Source organism: Holdemania filiformis (assembly GCF_003459085.1).
In the GTDB taxonomy this organism is placed as follows: Bacteria; Bacillota_I; Bacilli_A; order Erysipelotrichales; family Erysipelotrichaceae; genus Holdemania; species Holdemania filiformis.
Window position 1 is genome coordinate 19,106 of sequence record NZ_QRUP01000015.1, and the last position, 16,005, is coordinate 35,110.

18 protein-coding genes are annotated in these 16,005 nt (G+C 51.0%); 14 read left to right on the forward strand and 4 right to left on the reverse strand.

Annotated elements, in window-relative coordinates; translation table 11 throughout:
- The first annotated feature begins 3 nt into the window (after nt 1-3).
- From DWY25_RS11990 to DWY25_RS12005, 4 genes are all read left to right on the forward strand, one after another.
- Entirely contained in the window at nt 4-702 is a 699-nt protein-coding gene (locus DWY25_RS11990; protein WP_117895418.1) for an MmcQ/YjbR family DNA-binding protein, read from the forward strand.
- A 66-nt stretch (nt 703-768) separates the two neighbouring features.
- The gene (locus DWY25_RS11995; protein WP_117895419.1) at nt 769-1,365 is read left to right on the forward strand and encodes a GrpB family protein; all 597 of its coding nucleotides are present in this window, start codon (nt 769-771) and stop codon (nt 1,363-1,365) included.
- A 2-nt stretch (nt 1,366-1,367) separates the two neighbouring features.
- Nucleotides 1,368-1,799 carry a pyridoxamine 5'-phosphate oxidase gene (locus tag DWY25_RS12000; protein WP_117895420.1) on the forward strand — a complete coding sequence of 144 codons (432 nt, stop codon included), beginning with the start codon at nt 1,368-1,370 and terminating at the stop codon, nt 1,797-1,799.
- Nucleotides 1,799-2,005, forward strand: a complete 207-nt coding sequence (locus DWY25_RS12005) for a hypothetical protein (protein ID WP_117895421.1) — start codon at nt 1,799-1,801, stop codon at nt 2,003-2,005. Before DWY25_RS12000 ends, DWY25_RS12005 begins: the two co-directional genes overlap by 1 nt.
- 68 nt (nt 2,006-2,073) lie before the next feature.
- On the opposite strand, the gene DWY25_RS12010 is transcribed toward DWY25_RS12005, so the two are convergent.
- Nucleotides 2,074-2,844 (reverse strand): AIM24 family protein, encoded by a 771-nt coding sequence (locus tag DWY25_RS12010; protein ID WP_117895422.1) that lies wholly within the window; start codon nt 2,842-2,844, stop codon nt 2,074-2,076.
- 225 nt (nt 2,845-3,069) lie between these two features.
- On the opposite strand from DWY25_RS12010, the gene DWY25_RS12015 reads away from it, so the two are divergent.
- A complete protein-coding gene (locus DWY25_RS12015) occupies nt 3,070-3,891 on the forward strand; it encodes a Cof-type HAD-IIB family hydrolase (RefSeq protein WP_244925973.1) in 822 nt (273 codons plus the stop codon).
- A 71-nt stretch (nt 3,892-3,962) separates the two neighbouring features.
- On the opposite strand, the gene DWY25_RS12020 is transcribed toward DWY25_RS12015, so the two are convergent.
- A complete protein-coding gene (locus DWY25_RS12020) occupies nt 3,963-4,592 on the reverse strand; it encodes a hypothetical protein (protein WP_117895423.1) in 630 nt (209 codons plus the stop codon).
- 295 nt (nt 4,593-4,887) lie between these two features.
- Here DWY25_RS12020 and DWY25_RS12025 point away from each other — a divergent pair, with 295 nt between their 5' ends.
- The 4 genes from DWY25_RS12025 (at nt 4,888) to DWY25_RS12040 (ending at nt 7,584) form a co-directional block, all read left to right on the forward strand.
- Entirely contained in the window at nt 4,888-5,493 is a 606-nt protein-coding gene (locus tag DWY25_RS12025; RefSeq protein ID WP_117895424.1) for a uracil-DNA glycosylase family protein, read from the forward strand.
- Between the two features lie 2 nt (nt 5,494-5,495).
- Entirely contained in the window at nt 5,496-5,999 is a 504-nt protein-coding gene (locus tag DWY25_RS12030) for a hypothetical protein (RefSeq protein ID WP_117895425.1), read from the forward strand.
- A 61-nt stretch (nt 6,000-6,060) separates the two neighbouring features.
- Nucleotides 6,061-6,708 carry a Type 1 glutamine amidotransferase-like domain-containing protein gene (locus DWY25_RS12035; RefSeq protein ID WP_117895426.1) on the forward strand — a complete coding sequence of 216 codons (648 nt, stop codon included), beginning with the start codon at nt 6,061-6,063 and terminating at the stop codon, nt 6,706-6,708.
- 222 nt (nt 6,709-6,930) lie between these two features.
- Nucleotides 6,931-7,584, forward strand: coding sequence for an HD domain-containing protein (locus DWY25_RS12040; RefSeq protein WP_117895427.1), 654 nt, complete (start codon nt 6,931-6,933; stop codon nt 7,582-7,584).
- A gap of 215 nt (nt 7,585-7,799) precedes the next feature.
- Here the strand turns inward: DWY25_RS12040 and DWY25_RS12045 are convergent, their stop codons facing one another.
- Both DWY25_RS12045 and rpoN read right to left on the reverse strand, forming a co-directional pair.
- Nucleotides 7,800-8,939, reverse strand: coding sequence for a GGDEF domain-containing protein (locus DWY25_RS12045; protein ID WP_117895428.1), 1,140 nt, complete (start codon nt 8,937-8,939; stop codon nt 7,800-7,802).
- 109 nt (nt 8,940-9,048) lie between these two features.
- On the reverse strand, nt 9,049-10,329 hold the full coding sequence (gene rpoN / locus DWY25_RS12050; protein ID WP_117895429.1) for an RNA polymerase factor sigma-54: 1,281 nt from the start codon (nt 10,327-10,329) through the stop codon (nt 9,049-9,051).
- A gap of 165 nt (nt 10,330-10,494) precedes the next feature.
- Between rpoN and DWY25_RS12055 the strand changes: the two genes are divergently transcribed.
- The 5 genes from DWY25_RS12055 (at nt 10,495) to DWY25_RS12075 (ending at nt 15,941) form a co-directional block, all read left to right on the forward strand.
- Complete coding sequence (locus tag DWY25_RS12055; protein ID WP_117895430.1) at nt 10,495-13,287, forward strand: sigma 54-interacting transcriptional regulator; 2,793 nt, start codon at nt 10,495-10,497, stop codon at nt 13,285-13,287.
- A gap of 154 nt (nt 13,288-13,441) precedes the next feature.
- Nucleotides 13,442-13,876, forward strand: a complete 435-nt coding sequence (locus DWY25_RS12060; protein ID WP_039864616.1) for a PTS sugar transporter subunit IIA — start codon at nt 13,442-13,444, stop codon at nt 13,874-13,876.
- Nucleotides 13,870-14,343 carry a PTS sugar transporter subunit IIB gene (locus tag DWY25_RS12065; protein ID WP_117895431.1) on the forward strand — a complete coding sequence of 158 codons (474 nt, stop codon included), beginning with the start codon at nt 13,870-13,872 and terminating at the stop codon, nt 14,341-14,343. The genes DWY25_RS12060 and DWY25_RS12065 overlap by 7 nt, the downstream gene beginning before the upstream one ends.
- 13 nt (nt 14,344-14,356) lie before the next feature.
- Complete coding sequence (locus DWY25_RS12070; RefSeq protein ID WP_006059472.1) at nt 14,357-15,127, forward strand: PTS mannose/fructose/sorbose/N-acetylgalactosamine transporter subunit IIC; 771 nt, start codon at nt 14,357-14,359, stop codon at nt 15,125-15,127.
- Nucleotides 15,120-15,941, forward strand: a complete 822-nt coding sequence (locus DWY25_RS12075) for a PTS system mannose/fructose/sorbose family transporter subunit IID (protein WP_006059471.1) — start codon at nt 15,120-15,122, stop codon at nt 15,939-15,941. The genes DWY25_RS12070 and DWY25_RS12075 overlap by 8 nt, the downstream gene beginning before the upstream one ends.
- Nucleotides 15,942-16,005 lie beyond the last annotated feature (64 nt).

A 16,005-nucleotide genomic window follows, 5' to 3' on the forward strand; every position in this document is an offset into this window, starting at 1 on the left:
GAAATGATTGAGATCGAAACCTTATTTCATTTTAAAAAACCGGTGCCTGAACGACTGCGAGCGTATGGTTTCCATCCTGCTGAGGGGCGGTTTTTATGGGAAACGCCGGTTTTGGATAATCAGTTTTTGCTTCAGGTTATCGTGACGGAGACCGGACAGGTTGATTACACGGTCATCGACCCGATCACCCAGGAGGAATACATCCTGATCAAATCCGAGTCTGCGCAGGGGAACTTCGTAACGGAGCTGCGCCGCTGCTGTGAACAGAAGCTGGCCGAGATAGCTTCAACCTGTTTTATCACCGACGAGTTCCAGGCGGAACAAACTCGCCGGATTATCGGGTATATCCGTGAGCGCTATGCGGTGCAGCCGGAATATCTCTGGGAAGGATCGGCAGATTCCGCCGCGCTGCGTCACAAAACGACGCTGAAATGGTTCGGCGTTCTGATGACGATCGACAGCCGGAAGCTGGATCCTCAACGGCAGGGCTCTGTGGACATTCTGGTCGTGAAGACACGGCCGGAAAGGCTCAATGAATACATTGATCAACCGGGCTGTTATCCAGCTTATCACATGAATAAAAAGCACTGGCTCACGCTGGTGCTTGATGGAACGCTTCCGGATCCGGAAATTGAGGAACGGATCCAGGAAAGCTTCGCGTTGACGGAAGCGGGAGGAAAGCCCGCTAAAGTTCAGAAATAAGGAGATCCGATTGATGATAGCCCGAAAGATCCGCAGGCAGCGGACTTTGAAGAAAGGAGGAAGTTCATGCCGAAAGCCTTAGCTGAAATGACGCTGGAAGAACTATGGCGGCGGTTCCCGATCGAGCTTGTTCCGCCCCGCCCGGAATGGCCGATGATGTATGCCGATGAATCCGCCGGTTTGAAAAACAGACTTCCCGCAGACTGGATTGTCCGCATGGAGCATATCGGCAGCACGGCAGTCGGAACGATCTGGGCAAAGCCGATTGTGGATATTTTGGTGGAAACGACAGGGGAGGCGGATTGGGAGGTCCTGAAAACCATCCTTTTGGATGCGGGATATTTGTGCATGAGTCAGTCGGAAAACCGGATGGCTTTCAACAAAGGATATACGCCGCAGGGCTTTGCGCCGTCTGTCTTCCATCTGCATCTGCGTCGTCCGGGCGATCATGACGAGCTGTTTTTCCGGGATTATCTGATCAATCATCCCGAAGCCGCTCAGGCTTATCAGCAGCTGAAGCAGCGGCTGGCTGGTCCTTACCGCTTTGATCGCGACGGCTACACCGCGGCGAAGACGGAAATGATTCAGAAGTACACGCAGAAAGCGAAAATGGAAAATCAGGACAGGCCGATGCAGAAATTCATCGAGAACAAGGAGAAATAACGATGATCAGAAATCCGGAACAAACGATTGGAAAGCTGGCGGACAACGCCGGTTATGCTGTATGCAGCTTCATTGACGAACAGGGATATCCGGAAACGCAGACGTTACCGCAGCCGCTGCGGCGTGAAGGCATTCGTGAGTTCTTGTTTGACATCGATCCCACCGCTTTCGCTTTGACGCCCTTGACCGGTTCCTGTCCGGCCAGTCTTTACTTCATGGACCAACGTTTCTACCGCGGCGTCTGCTTAAAAGGCTGGCTCATGCTTGGCGATGAGCGGGAAGAAATTTTAGAAGACGCGGGGGGAAACGAGAAGGAGACAACGGAAACGACGGAGCTGAAAAAGCGTGTCATTCTGAAATTTACGGCGGAGAGCGGCCGCTATTACAGCCATTTCCAATCGTCGGATTTTCCTGTCAGCGAGGAGAAGATGTAATGGATAAGGTTGAAAAACTGTGGCGAAGCGTTCAGGAAAGCGGTGTACCGGTTTTAAAATTAACGTTTGCCGAAATCGAAGAAATACTGGGTTTTCCCATTGATCATGCTTTCCTTTCTTATAAGAAAAACAGTTTGGCTTACGGCTATGAAGTGAAAAAAATATCCCAGAAGGAAAAAACAGTCGTCTTTTGTCAGCGGATATAAAAAGATCCGGTATCTCCGGATCGGAAGGGGATGGAAGCTCAGACTCCGCCTTTTTTGTATTTACTGAATTACAGCGGAAGTTTCGTGACCGGCGCTAATAAAACCTTTCCCGTACCGCGGTAAACGTTGACCAGTCCTTCGCCGGAAGCGGCGGAACCGATCAAGGATTTACTGGAACGCTCCACGGTAAACTGCAGTGAATTGCTCCAGGCAATCGCAAAGTTGCCATCAACCTTCAGCACGTCGTCTTTCAGCGTGATTTCCACAAATTCTTCTTTCGGACAATCCGATTCAATACAGAAGACGCCGGTACCGTTCAAGCTCAAATTAAACAAACCTTCGCCGCCTGCTACCGCGGAGGAGAAATTCGAGCGCATCACGGCTTTATGCTGCAGGCGGGAATCGCAGGCTAAGAACAAACCATCGTCCAGAACGACAGAACCATTCCACTCTGCGGCATCCATCAAGATTAAATGTTTGTAAGTCGGTTCCAGCACCAGGGTGCCGCTGCCGGTGTATTCCGGCTTGATCGCCGATTCACCGGTCGCTTTGCCGCGGATTGCTTTCCCTAACAAATCGCCGACGCCCTTAACGCCGGTTGTCGCTTTAACGTCGCCGACCATCCATTGCATCGCGCCAGCCTGAATGGTGATATCAGCCTGCCCCAGATCGCACAGAACCTGCCGTTTGCGAACATTCATTTCATTGCAATAATAAGCGGTCATAGCGGAGCCGGGCATAACGCTGAGGTCGCGCAGATATTCGATGACGGTAAACGGGCCGAGCTGATCAACGGTGCGGACGTCGTCGTTATCCTGAAAATTCTTTATCTGATACATGGGATTCCTCTTCTTTCTTTTTTCAATTATACCATGCGAGGAGGTGCGTCAAGCCGGACTTTTGTTAACTTTCGGTTAAGTTTCAGGGCTTCCCGAAAATTGGAATCTAAAAGACAACAAGGAAATTTTCAGCGTTCTGATTGTTGATTTTACAAATCCATGTCCGCATTCCCCGGTTTTTGTTCTATAATGATGAAGACTGTAAAATCAGAGAGGAATAGAAAAATGGCGATCAAAGCAATCATGTGCGACGTTGACGGAACGTTGCTGAACAGCCAGGGAGTCGTTTCTCCCTATACCATCGAACAAATCAAAAAAATCAAAGCACAGGGTGTTCTGTTTGGTCTGGCGACCGGCCGCGATGTGCACAGTGTTAAAAATCAACTGGAACGCTGGGGTATTGGCGGACTCGTCGATGCCATTGTCGGCACAGGCGGTGCGGAAATCGCGGATTTTCAGCTGAATGTGGAAAAAAGTAGTTTTCCGCTGGATGGGAACGTTATCCGCCAGGTCATCCGGCATTATGAAGATCTTGATGTGAACTTTGCGATTCCCTGGCAGGGAGAATTGTATGCGCCTAAAGATGACCGGCTCATCCAGAGGCTTTCCCGGGTTGATCATATTCCCTACCATGTGGTCGATTATGAAGAATTTCTGAATCAGCCGCGGCCGAAGGTCATGATTGTCTGCGATCCGGAAACGATGGAACGGGTCGTTGCCCGCAGTCATACGTTTACCGTTCCGAAAACCAAGTCGGCAGGACTGATCACGGCCAGCGTTTTGTTTGAATACATGGATCCGCGGGTATCAAAAACGCAGGGCCTGAAAGAAATTATGGCGCTGCATGGTTTTACGATGGATGAGCTCTGCACCTTCGGCGACGCGGACAACGATTACGACATGACGATGAATGCCGGGATGGGCGTCGTCATGGCTAACGGCAGCGAGAAAACCAAAAGCGCCGCGGATGCTATCACGGACGATAACGATCACGACGGCGTCGGCAAGTTCATCGCGGAACATTTGTTGACAAGTAAAGAAATTTAAATGATCCATCGTTCAGAAGGAACGATGGATCGTTTTCACTTACGTTTTTACTTTTGAGTCTCCGCCTAAGGTTATTCTTTTGAAGGCAGCTGAAGGGAATGATCGGAACCCTGGAAAATCAGCGTCAGCGCCCAGACATCATCCTGTTTGGCAAAGGTATCAGGCTTGAAAAACTGTTCTAAGTCAACGAGAATTGTATCATTCTCCGTGGAAATCCGCTGGAGAATGACAGGGATCTCTTCGTTCAATTGAAATGGAATTTCCTGCTTCAGGGATGCGGTTGACAGAACGGTGTCTTCCGGCATCGTAAAATCCGGATCGTCGACCCGCAGTTCATCTTTTACGCAGATATTGTCACATTGCAGGATCAGAGTGTAGCCGGCGGGCAAGCTGTCGCTATAAACGGCGATGCGCCCGCGGGTTCCGGATAAACTTTGATCGCCAGTCCACTGGACTTCCCATTCTCCCTGATTCAACTTATACACCGTGTAATGCAGCGATTGGACGGTACTGTCCGCGGCGAACTGAAAGACCTGAGGTTTCTCAGAACATCCAAATTGATTGGCGATGGCGGTGTCCTCCTGATTGAAACTGGCCGCTTTCAGAATAAATTCCGATTCCAGTTCGGGAACTTGTTGGCAGCCGCTCAGGAAACCGAGCAGAAGCCCGGCAACACTCATGATTTTAATGATTGGCTTCATTTTTTTTCTCCTTATCTCTAACGTCTGAACTGATAGGAATGAACATCCTTTAGCGCTTATGGCTCATGGATCGTCGGTTTCCTTTGTTTAGCTATTCTCAAAATGAAAAATGATGATCGGCTGCCGCTGAATTCCCCGGGATTCTTTGCTCTGCTTCAGCGGTCTTCCTCTCTTTGAATTAAAGCATTTTCCCTCTGCTTTTGCAATGAAATTCCCCTTGGAGCCTGAGCTGACGAGCGGATAATGTTGACCCAAACCGTGGTATAATAAAATAAATGAGAACAGGATATAGACTATGAATAAGGAAGAAAGATTGGAAAGCTTTGAACAATTGAAAACGCAGCTGCAGCATTGCCGCGTCTGTGAGAATCTGATGAAGGATGAACCGCATCCAATATTTCAGGGCAGTCTGGATTCTAAAATATTTCAGATCAGCCAGGCTCCGTCGCGGCGCGTCATGGAAACCGGGCTGCCGTTTAATGATGCCAGCGGGAAAAAGCTGAAACAGGAATGGTATCAGATTACAGACGAACAGTTTTATGATCCGCGGCTGTTTTACATCGCTTCGATTGCCCGATGTTATCCAGGCAAAGCGAAGGGCAGCGGTGATCTCCGACCGCCGAAGCACTGCGCCGAGCTGTACTTACGGCGGGAGCTGGAGCTTGTTCAGCCGCAGCGGATCGTTTTGATCGGCAGCTATGCCGCGCAGTGGTTATTTCCTGAACTTTCACTGGAAGACTTAATCTTTCAGACGCAGGACTTCCGGGGAATTCCCGTTTTTACGCTTCCTCATCCATCGCCGTTAAACCGGAAATGGCTGAAGGACCATCCCGATTTTGAGCTGCGGCGGATGCCGGAAATCCGGGCTCAAATTCACGCCGCAATCCGTAAAGGAGAATAAAGATGATTTCCCGCTTAATGAAAGCCTGCCCCGTTGGGATTGCGATGGTGCTGAGCGTCAGTATTCTCTTTCATCCCTTGGAAAAACGATGCGTGTTTAAACCGGAAGCGTTCGGAGATCCGGAATTTTCGATCGAACTACCGGCGGGTTGGAGCTGCGTGTGCGATCAGAATATCCATACCCCGCTGATTAGTGAAATTCCGCCGAATTTTGGTTTGACACTCAGCGATCCCTCCGGTCGGAATTCGCTCAGGATGATTTATCAATATGGCGTACCCACCTGGACGTTCCCGCTGGCGGATTCTGAAGATCAACTTGTTACTTTGAAACAGGGCGGCCGCGGCCGGCTGGCAATACTGAGGGAAGGCGAAAGCGTCAGACTGCAGCTGTTGTTCTTTGAAGGTCAGGCTCAGAATTATACCGTAACGGGAACGTTTGACCGGGATTTTTACGATCAGAACGAAGCGCTGATCCGCCGGGGGGTCACTTCCGTTTCCCTGCGTTAAGCTTAAAAAACAAAAAATAGCCACAGAGCATTGAAATTATGAATTTCAGGAGGATTTGAGAATGCAGACTTATTTTCTGACCAGTGACTTTCCCAACGGCTTCCCTGAAGCTTTTATCACAGCACTGAAGCAAACGATCGTCAGGCAGGAACATTTTGTTTTCGCCGCATCTTCATTTGACAAGGCCGAAGTGAATGAAAAATATGCCCGGAAGATCATGGACATGTTCGCCGCCGCCGGATTTCATTTTCAGACGCTGACGATTCTGGACGATCGGCTGCCCCTGGCTCAAATCGGTCAGGTTCTGGAACAGGCCGACGTGATCTGGCTGGCGGGCGGGGATACGCTGTCTCAGCATGCCTCGTTTGAACGAATCGGGCTGCGGGAGAAATTGAAAACAACGACAGCCGTTCTGATCGGAATGAGTGCCGGTGCGATCAACATGGGCGATCAGATCGTGTTGGCCAGGCATGAGCTGGACAATGTCCCGGAGCTGACACAGTACCATGGATTAGGGTTGGTTCCGATGAGTCTGGAACCCCATTTCAACCTGGCAAGCGCGCAGCATCGGGAAGAAATCCGACAGGCCAGCCGGATTGCGCCGATCCTGGCGTTATGCGATGACGCTTTTGTCCAGGTGACCGGCGGAAAAATTCAAATCGTCGGCGAGTATCAGATTTTTGATGAAACGAGAAATAAAAATAGTTAAAAGGGAAAGTCCGGCGAAAACCCGGGCATCTTACGAAAAAGCGCCTTGAAGAAAAGAAGCTGAGATTTCTCTGTTTGGACAAGTCGAATGTCGGCCGAGCGGCTGACGGGATTGTTTGATTTTTCAACTTGAATTCATTGCCGGTCTGATTTATGATAAACAAACGGAGTACAAGTTAACCTATAAACAGAACCGGGCGGTTTTCGCCCTCAAAGGAGAAGCATGAATAACACGCAAATTGAAAATTGCAAAAAATTCTATGTCCTTGCGCAATCCAAATTAGCCGGCGATACCAGCGGGCACAGTCTGGATCACATTCTGCGCGTGGTAAACAACGCAGTCTTGATCGCCCGCAGCGAACCGCCCTGCGATCTTTATTTGATCGTTGCGGCGGCGCTGCTTCACGACGTTATTGACGATAAGCTGACGGCGGATCCTCAAACGGAGCATCGGTTTTTGGAAGAGCGTCTGGCGGAAATTGATCCGTCGATTCAGGCGTCAGTATTCGCGATCATCGATCATTTGTCTTTTTCCAAGAATCTGAGTGAAAAGCAGGTCTTATCCCAAGAAGGTCAGATCGTCCAGGATGCAGACCGGCTGGATGCGATCGGCGCGATCGGCATTGCCCGCACTTTCTATTACGGCGGTCATGTCGGCAATCCGATGTACGACCCTGAACTGCCGCCGCGCACGCAGATGGACGCCGCGGCTTACCGCAGCGAGCGCAGTACGGTGATCAACCATTTTTATGAGAAGCTGCTGCTTCTGGAAAGTAAAATGAACACGGAAACCGGCCGGCGTCTGGCCCGGAAACGCACGGCGTTTATGGAACAGTACCTTCAGGAATTCTTTGACGAATGGAACGGTCAGGCTTAACCCCTGTTTTAACAACAGCGAACAAGCCCTAAAAAAGCGAAACAGGTCAGAGTCCTCTCTGGCCTTTATTCTGTCTTTTCAGTCCTAAAAATCATGAAAATTCATTTTTGGATTCGACTTTAATAAAATTTTGAACAGGCTTCAGGAACGAAGCCATTAATTCTACATTGGAAAAGCCAAATATAAAAGCAACGCTCAGCTCGCTGAACATTGCTTTATCGTGGATGCGTCATCGCTTTATCTTGATACATCGCGTTATCTGCCCGCCGGTAGATATCCTCGACAGAATGATCGCCGGCCTCATAAACAGCCCATCCCACCGATAAGCCAGTTTCCACAGGCCAGTCCGGCCGCTTCTTTTGATAAAGAGCTTTCAGCTGGGCGCAGAGTTCGCTCAAGTTCTTTTGTCCGGAAGTGTCGGCAATCAAGGCCGCAAATTCATCGCCGCCGGTCCGGTACAGAATCGCCTGCGGTTCCAGGCATTCCTGCAGAATCGCCGCCGCTTTCTGGATATACAAATCTCCCTGAATATGCCCCAGTTCATCATTCACCTGTTTTAAATGATCCAGATCCACCACAAGAATTCCCATCGTTTTGAACTGACGGGAGGCGTTGAGATTGCCGATATCCACTTCAAAAGCATTGCGGTTGCGGATTTGCGTCAGCTGATCTGTAATTGCCAGATCTTTATAATGCGGATTGGAAATCCGGCGGAAAACAAAGAAGGCGATTCCGGTGGCCAGAACACAGGCGAAGATTAAGATGAGCGGAATAAAGTTTCGCAGCTGATGATAAATTTCAGCCTGTCTCCCGGCGTCGAATTCAACGCCGACCACGCCGATGACCGTCTCGTTCTGATAGACCGGCGAATAGGCTATAAAAATTTTCCCCCAATCCGTCGACTTGATGGCATCCGGCATAATCTCGTTCCCGGCCAGCGCTGTCCGCAAATCCTGCTGAATCTCCGGTTCGATCAGATCGCCGGGATACCGGAAATCCTCGCTGTCCGGATCCAGGCCATCTAATAGATAGATCAGGGTATCGTTTTCTGTGACCGTCGCGGTATATAAATAACGAACGCCGGTTGCGCTGCGAACATCGCGCAGCGACTGAGCCGTCTGTTGATACAGTGGAGAGGCCATGTCGTCCCGGTCATGGATTTCAGTAAAGGTAAGCGGATCCAACGACGTGTTGACATAGCTGACGATGGCATGAACCCGTTCTTTTAATTCTGAAATCATCCCATTATACGTATACGAGTAACATAAAATAAAAACGATGGAGGAAGACAGAAAAACAATGACTGCCGTAAGCAGGGATACCTGAAGATCGACGCGTCTTTTCCATCGCTGCATAACTTCACCTTCGAACTTTTATAAGTTCCCTTTGTAAGTTCATTATAACAGAGATCAGAAGATTCGGTTGTTAATAATTGAAACAAGCCGGAAAAAGGGAGAATCCGGGCTACTTTTCTATTTTCCCTGAAGGGGTGCGGCACAAAGCGGTACGGGCCCATTGACGGCGGACACGGGAATCAGGAATCCGCAGTTTTTCCCGGTATTTGACGACCGTCCGCCGGCTGATCGGACAGCCCAGCGCCTTCAGCCGGTCGCTCAGCTGTTGATCGCTCAGCGGCGCTTCCGCGTCTTCTTCATGGATCAGGCGCTTCAACTGTCGCAGCACCTGATCCTGGCTCAGATCATTCCGGACTTGGGCGGAGAAAAAAACAGAGAAGGGATAAAGCTGACCGTTGAATTCCAACCCCTTGCCGGCCAGCGACCGGGAAATGGTTGAGGGATGCAGACCGAGCTGATCGGCGATCTGATGGCGGGTTAAGGGAATCAACGGTTGTCCGCGCAGAAAGAACGCGCTTTGATTCAGACAGATCGCACGGGTGATCGAAGCCAGCGTCTGATTGCGTTTTTGAATCGCCAGAAGCAGGCTTTTGGCTTCCGCGGTTTTCTGCTTCAAGTAATCCTGAACTGTTGGATCGTCGATCGGCATCGGGTTGAAAATGAGCTCGCTGAAGCTGTGGGTTAATGCGATTTTAAACTGACCGTCCTCGATCTCCACCTGGACTTCGCAAACCAGCGGCGCCGCGGCCGCGCCCTGACTGCGGCCAGGCTTGGGATCGCAGCGGCGAAGCAGGGTGATCGCTTCGTTTAACTGATCCGCTGTGCAATGCAGCATCCTGCACAACGACGTTGTACCACCCCGGGCCAGCGCTTCCAGGTGTTCGGTCAGCCGCCGGGCCAGTTCATTTTCCGGATGCTGCTCCATAAGCTGAAGCAGCAGGCATTCACGCAGATCGTGCGCGAAGATTCCGGCTGGCTTCAAAGTTTTCAGCTGGGACAGAATTCGATTTAATCTTGTTTTGTTGATGTGCACCAGACCGCACAGCGCGTCCAGCTCCTCCCGCAGATAACCGTCGTCGTCCAACAAGCCGATCAAGGTTTCCGCGATCACCTGATCCGCCGGATCCAACAAAACTGCCGCCTGTTGCCGCAGCTGTTGTTTCAGGGAAACCTCAGCGGCGACAAATTGTCCGGCTTGTTCATAGAGATCATCGCTCCGGGCAGTCCGCTGATCGCTCCATTCCAGCAGGGGATTGCTCAGCATCTGCTCGTTCAGATAAGCTGCCAGGGCGTCGGAGCTCATGTGCAGGATGTTCAAAGATTCCAGCATGGCCGGTTTCAAGCGGTGCTGCGGCTGGATGTTCGGCGTTAAAGCGAGCGTACTTTTCATGCGGTCCCCTCCTTTTTTCTTATTGTAGCACAATCCGCTCCCTGTGAGAGCGCTCTCAAAATTAATCCGCGTTGGATTGACAAAGTCGGATTCCGAACCTATTCTTAAATTGTAATCTTTTTTGATCGAATTATTCTAAGGGAAGAACCCAAGGAGGGGAAACGTATGGAAAGTCCGGCAAAGAAAAAAATTCTCGACGCGCTGGCGGAAGCGACCCGGCATTTTGCCTGGAACGATCTGTCCGGCTTAAGTGCTCAGGGACTGGCGGAGTGTTTCGGGGTGAGCCGCAATCTTGTTTCGCAATATCTCAACGAAGCGCACGGCGAGGGGACGGTCATTAAAATCAACACGCGTCCGGTCTACTTTTTAAACAAAGCCGCGCTGTGCGAGCGGACGAAGGCGGAAGATCTGGAATCCACTTACGATTCGGTGGAGGAACTCATGCGGGAGGCAGCGGCGCGGAAGGAGAAGATCGTGTCTTTCCGCAAGCTGGTCGGACATCAGGAAAGTCTGAAGCAATGCGTCGAGCAATGCAAGGCGGCGATCACCTATCCCGGCATCGGCCTGCCGATTCTCCTGCAGGGACAGACCGGCACGGGCAAAAGCTACATCGCGCAGCTGACCTATGAATACAGCGTGGAAAAAGGAATTCTCGACAAGAAGGGCAGCTTCGTCACCGTCAACTGCGCCGAATATGCCAACAATCCGGAGTTGTTTCTGACGAATTTGTTCGGCTATAAGAAAGGCTCTTACACCGGTGCGGAGAAGGACAAGGCCGGGTTACTGGCGCTGGCCGACGGCGGCGTGCTGTTTCTCGATGAGATTCACGCTTTGAAACCGGAATGTCAGGAGAAGATCTTTCTGTTTATGGACAAAGGGATCTATCACATGGTCGGCGATAATGAAACATGGTATTCCGCGAAGGTGCGGCTGATCTTCGCGACGACGGAGGATCCGCAGAAGGTGCTGTTAAAAACGCTGCTGCGGCGGATTCCGATTCTCGTTCAGGTGCCTTCGCTCGTCGACCGTTCTCTGCAGGAAAAGCGCGAGCTGGTGCATGAGATCGTTGCCCAGGAAAGCGGGAAGATCGCCCGGCAGGTCGTGTTCAGCGAACTGGCCTACCAGACGCTGGTCAATCATGCCTACCCCGGCAACGTCGGAGAATTGGGCAACACGATCCGCGCCAGCGTTGCGAAAGCTTATCTGCGCGATCCGGCCGCCGATCCGGTTGAGCTGCATCTGTATGATCTGCCCAGCTTCCTGCTTCAAAGCGGAACCGCCAACGGCGAGCTGATGGAATATGACGACGGCAAGATGATCGACACCCGCCAGATGATGAAGCAGAAGTATTTTGAAACGATGCTTTATACCTTCAATAAAGGTCTGATCGAACAATACCGGAATCATCTGCCGATGCCGGAGTTCATTGAAAAAGCGTATATCCTGCTGGAAGGCTACACGGATTATCTGTTTTTCAACAATCCCGCAGGCAAAACGCCTAAGGACGATCTGACGGCCAGTCTGGTTGAGAATATCTATCAGATCACCGCGCAGAAATACAATCTGGAAAAGTTGAGCAATTCCGAGGTCGTAACGATGTCGCGCTTCATTCTCGATTTCGCCAGCCACAGCGTTTCCTGCCTGCCGCTGGATAAGAAATACCACAAGGAAATTCAGGATTGCATCGAGGCGATTCAGCGCCTGTTTCCGATCAACGCGACGGCGATCCGCAACGTTGCCCGGCTGATTCAGGACAGTCTGAACATCAAGCTGGAAGGGATCGGATATCTTGATCTGTTGATCTACATGATGTATTTTAACCGCGAAATGGAAACCTCGCAGATTCCGGTGCTGATCATCGCGCATGGCTTCAACATTGCCAGCAGTATTGCCGAGGTTGCCAACCAGCTGCTTCGCCGTAAGATCTTCGACGCCATCGACATGCCGATCGAATGCGGCGTGGACGTGATCATCCGCAAGGTGTCCGACTATCTGAAACATCTGGAAGGGTGTAAGGAAGTGCTGCTGATGGTGGATATGGGATCGTTGGAGGAAATCTACAAGTACACGGAAAATCTAAAGAATGTCGATATCGGCATCATTAACAACGTCACGACCAAGCTGGCGCTGGATATCGGATGCATGATCATGGAGGGAGAAGGGATCGAAACGATCCTGGAGGAAGCGGCCAACCGCAACCAGCACCGCTACCTGATCGTCCGCAACCGCCAGAAGGCCAACGCGATCCTGTCGATCTGCCAGAGCGGCTTCGGCACGGCGGAGAAGATCAAGAAGCTGCTGGAAAAGAGTCTGCCGGCAGGGCAGAACATCCCGGTGCTTTCGTATGAATACGACAGTATCGAGACGATGGGTTCTCAGGCTCCGGTGTTTGACAAATACAACATTCTGTTCGTTGTCGGCACGATGGATCCGAAGATCAAGGGTGTGGAATTTATCTCGCTGGAAGAGCTGATCGAACAGAAGAACATTGAGAAGATCTCCGAGCTGCTTAACGAATTCATGAGTCCGGACGAGATCCAGCAGTTTAATGACAACCTGCTGCGGAACTTCCCGATGGAAAATCTGTTGAACTATCTGACGATTCTCAACCCGGAAATCATTCTCGGCAACGTCGAAACGATCATCCGGTCGATTGAAGCCCAGCTGGGCCTGCGGATTACAAGCAACGTCAAGGTCGGTCTGTATCTGCACATCAGCTGTCTGATCGAACGGCTGATCATCAACAAGACCGTCGCGCCGTATGACAAGCTGGACGAGCTCCAGCAAAAGCATCAGGATTTCATCGCCGTCATCCGCAAGAGCTTCGCCGAGGTGGAACGGATTTACAATGTGTCAATTCCGTTGTCGGAAATTGGCTATTTGTATGAATACATTGCCCTCGGCAGTGTCGAGAAAGAGGAAAATAGTGTCGAAGATGAAACGGGTTACTTTGAATAAAAGCATGAATCGCCCCGCATTGAAGCTGAAATTTCAGAAAGAATTCCGGAATTTCAGCTTTTTTTCTTCCAAAAAATAGAAAATAAGAAAAAAAGCACGAATTGGCATACTAATTGCTTATATTTGAGCGTAAGTAGAGAAGGGAGGACAGCCCGTGAGAAAGATAATTCTGGCTTCTCATGGATCCATGGCCGAAGGGGTGCTCAGCGCCGCCAAAATGATCATGGGCGATTGTGAAGAAATCCAGGCTCTGGGGTTGGATCATTACGAATCCCCAACGGAAATCGCCCGCCGGATTGAACGGCAGGTTACAGCCGAGCCGGATTGCGACTTCATGATCTTCTGCGATATCCACGGCGGCAGCGTGCATAATCAGCTGACGGAACTGTGCCGGTATCCGAATGTGTATCTGGTCGGCGGCATGACGTTGTCGATGATCCTGGAATGCCATCTGAACGTTCAGGACATCTCCACGATGGAATTGTTGGAAAACGCCGTGCAGTCGGCAAAGGACACGATCACCGTGTTGTCGCACAAGCAGGCGGTGGAACAAATTGAAAAGGGAATGGAGGATGATGTTTTATGGTAGAGCTGTGCAGAGTGGATGACCGGATGCTTCACGGACAGGTCGCGGTGACCTGGGTGAATCAGGTCGCGCCGGATGCGATTCTCATTGCCAACGACGAGGCGGCGACCAACGAGATGAGCAAGCTGGCGTTCAAGATGGCCAAACCGGCCGGCGTGAAGCTCGCGATCAAAACGGTGAAGGACGCAGCGGTGCTGCTGAATGATCCGCGCACGAAGAAGACCCGGATTTTCCTGATTGTCAGAACGGTTCAGGACGCCTTGGAGCTGGCGAAAGCGACGGGCAATCAGATTACCACCGTCAACATCGGAGGAGTCAAGAAAAAGGAGGGAAGCAGACAGGTGGCGGCGAACGTTCACATGGATGATGCGGACATCGACGCCTTACGGGAATTGAATTCTCTGGTGGACAAAGTTGAAATTCAGATGGTTCCAAGCGAATCAAAGACCGACGTAAAAAAGATTATTTGAGGAGGAAAAACTTATGATGCAAGCAGTTTTGGTAGGATTGACTGTCTTCGCACTGGAGTTCATTGAAACCTGGTGCTCCTACCCCATGACAACACGCCCATTGATCGTGGGCACGGCGATCGGAATTGTTTTAGGGGATGTCGCGACCGGCGTAACCGTCGGCGCCAGTTTGGAATTGGTCTTCATGGGCGTTATGGCGATCGGCGGCACAGTTCCGCCGGATGCCTGTTCCGGTACCGCTGTCGGTACCGCCTACGCGATTATTTTGGGTCAGGGCGTAGAAACCGCCTTTACTCTGGCGATCCCGGCTTCAATTTTGTGCCAGACCTTGTTCGTACCGTTAGTCGCGCTGCGTTCCCTGTGGTCGCCGATGATCGACAAGATGGTAGCCAAGGGCGATTATAAAGGCTTACAGCGCATGATGCCGGTCGTTTCCGCAACGATGTATGTCTTCAAAGCCCTGATCTGCGGCGGCGCGGTGGCGCTGGGTTCCGTTGCGGTCCAGCAGTTTATCGACGTTCTGCCGGCTGTCTTCTTAGATGGCATGGGCGTTGCGGCCGGAATGTTGGCCGCGGTCGGATTCGCGCTGTTGTTGAAGATGATGTGGACCAAAAAGCTGGCGGTTTACTTCTTCGTCGGATTCATTCTCTCATCGTATCTGGGTCTGCCGTTGATGGCGATCGCAATCCTGGGCATCCTGTACGTCATCGTGCTGTATGTCGAAAGCAGTCACAAACCAACGCAATCATCCGCTGAAGAAGAGGAGGAACTGTTCAATGATTAAGGAAAAATTCAATTTAACTGAAGACGAAAATAAGATGTGTTTCCAGATCGCGATGCGATCCCATACCATGAGCGCTCCGTATTGCTGGGAAAAAATGCAGGCGCTGGCGTTCTTATACACAATGATCCCGGTTATCAACAAGTATTATCCGGAAAAAGAAGACCGGATCGAAGGCTACAAGCGGCATTGGGAACTGTTTAACACGACCCCAAGTGTTTCCGGCTTCATCACCGGCCTGGTTGCTTCGATGGAAAAACAGGGCGCAGAGGATCCAAACTTTGATAAATCTTCGATCTCCGCGGTGAAGTCTTCCCTGATGGGACCGTTCGCCGGCATCGGCGATTCGATTTTCCAGAGTACCTGGCGCGTTATCTCGATGGGCGTCGGCTTGAGCTTAGCGGCCGGCGGCAACATTCTCGGACCGATTGTCTTCTTATTGATGTATAACATCCCATCCGCATTCGTCCGTTTCTTAGGTCCGTATGTCGGTTACAGCTTAGGCGCGAAGTTTATGAGCAGCGCCGCGGAAAACGGCATCATGAGCTTTATCACCAAGGCGGCCAGCACGGTCGGTCTGATGACGGTCGGCGCGATGACCGCGACGATGGTTTCCTGCAATATCGGCTTCGTATTCACGATGGGCGGCGCGGAACAGTCGATCCAGGCAATGCTGGACACGATTTTCCCGAACCTGCTTCCGCTGTTACTGACACTGTTCTGCTTCAAGCTGCTGAATAAGAAAGTCAACGCAACGCTGCTGATTTTCGGCCTGATGGTCTTCGCGATCCTGGGGACCTGGATTGGTATTTTCTAAGCGAAGTCTGTAAAACAACCGGATTTCAAGCTACAATAAAAGAAAGAAGAATGACGATCAGGCA

Excerpts from the sequence above, each read along its gene's own strand:
- DWY25_RS12025 (WP_117895424.1), top strand. The coding sequence starts at position 4,888 with ATGAATAAGGAAGAAAGATTGGAAAGCTTTGAACAATTGAAAACGCAG.
- DWY25_RS12045 (WP_117895428.1), bottom strand. The coding sequence starts at position 8,939 with ATGCAGCGATGGAAAAGACGCGTCGATCTTCAGGTATCCCTGCTTACG.
- DWY25_RS11995 (WP_117895419.1), top strand. The coding sequence starts at position 769 with ATGCCGAAAGCCTTAGCTGAAATGACGCTGGAAGAACTATGGCGGCGG.
- DWY25_RS12070 (WP_006059472.1), top strand. The coding sequence starts at position 14,357 with ATGATGCAAGCAGTTTTGGTAGGATTGACTGTCTTCGCACTGGAGTTC.
- DWY25_RS12055 (WP_117895430.1), top strand. The coding sequence starts at position 10,495 with ATGGAAAGTCCGGCAAAGAAAAAAATTCTCGACGCGCTGGCGGAAGCG.
- DWY25_RS12000 (WP_117895420.1), top strand. The coding sequence starts at position 1,368 with ATGATCAGAAATCCGGAACAAACGATTGGAAAGCTGGCGGACAACGCC.
- DWY25_RS11990 (WP_117895418.1), top strand. The coding sequence starts at position 4 with ATGATTGAGATCGAAACCTTATTTCATTTTAAAAAACCGGTGCCTGAA.
- DWY25_RS12010 (WP_117895422.1), bottom strand. The coding sequence starts at position 2,844 with ATGTATCAGATAAAGAATTTTCAGGATAACGACGACGTCCGCACCGTT.
- DWY25_RS12005 (WP_117895421.1), top strand. The coding sequence starts at position 1,799 with ATGGATAAGGTTGAAAAACTGTGGCGAAGCGTTCAGGAAAGCGGTGTA.
- DWY25_RS12015 (WP_244925973.1), top strand. The coding sequence starts at position 3,070 with ATGGCGATCAAAGCAATCATGTGCGACGTTGACGGAACGTTGCTGAAC.
- DWY25_RS12075 (WP_006059471.1), top strand. The coding sequence starts at position 15,120 with ATGATTAAGGAAAAATTCAATTTAACTGAAGACGAAAATAAGATGTGT.
- DWY25_RS12030 (WP_117895425.1), top strand. The coding sequence starts at position 5,496 with ATGATTTCCCGCTTAATGAAAGCCTGCCCCGTTGGGATTGCGATGGTG.
- DWY25_RS12035 (WP_117895426.1), top strand. The coding sequence starts at position 6,061 with ATGCAGACTTATTTTCTGACCAGTGACTTTCCCAACGGCTTCCCTGAA.
- rpoN (WP_117895429.1), bottom strand. The coding sequence starts at position 10,329 with ATGAAAAGTACGCTCGCTTTAACGCCGAACATCCAGCCGCAGCACCGC.
- DWY25_RS12040 (WP_117895427.1), top strand. The coding sequence starts at position 6,931 with ATGAATAACACGCAAATTGAAAATTGCAAAAAATTCTATGTCCTTGCG.
- DWY25_RS12020 (WP_117895423.1), bottom strand. The coding sequence starts at position 4,592 with ATGAAGCCAATCATTAAAATCATGAGTGTTGCCGGGCTTCTGCTCGGT.
- DWY25_RS12065 (WP_117895431.1), top strand. The coding sequence starts at position 13,870 with ATGGTAGAGCTGTGCAGAGTGGATGACCGGATGCTTCACGGACAGGTC.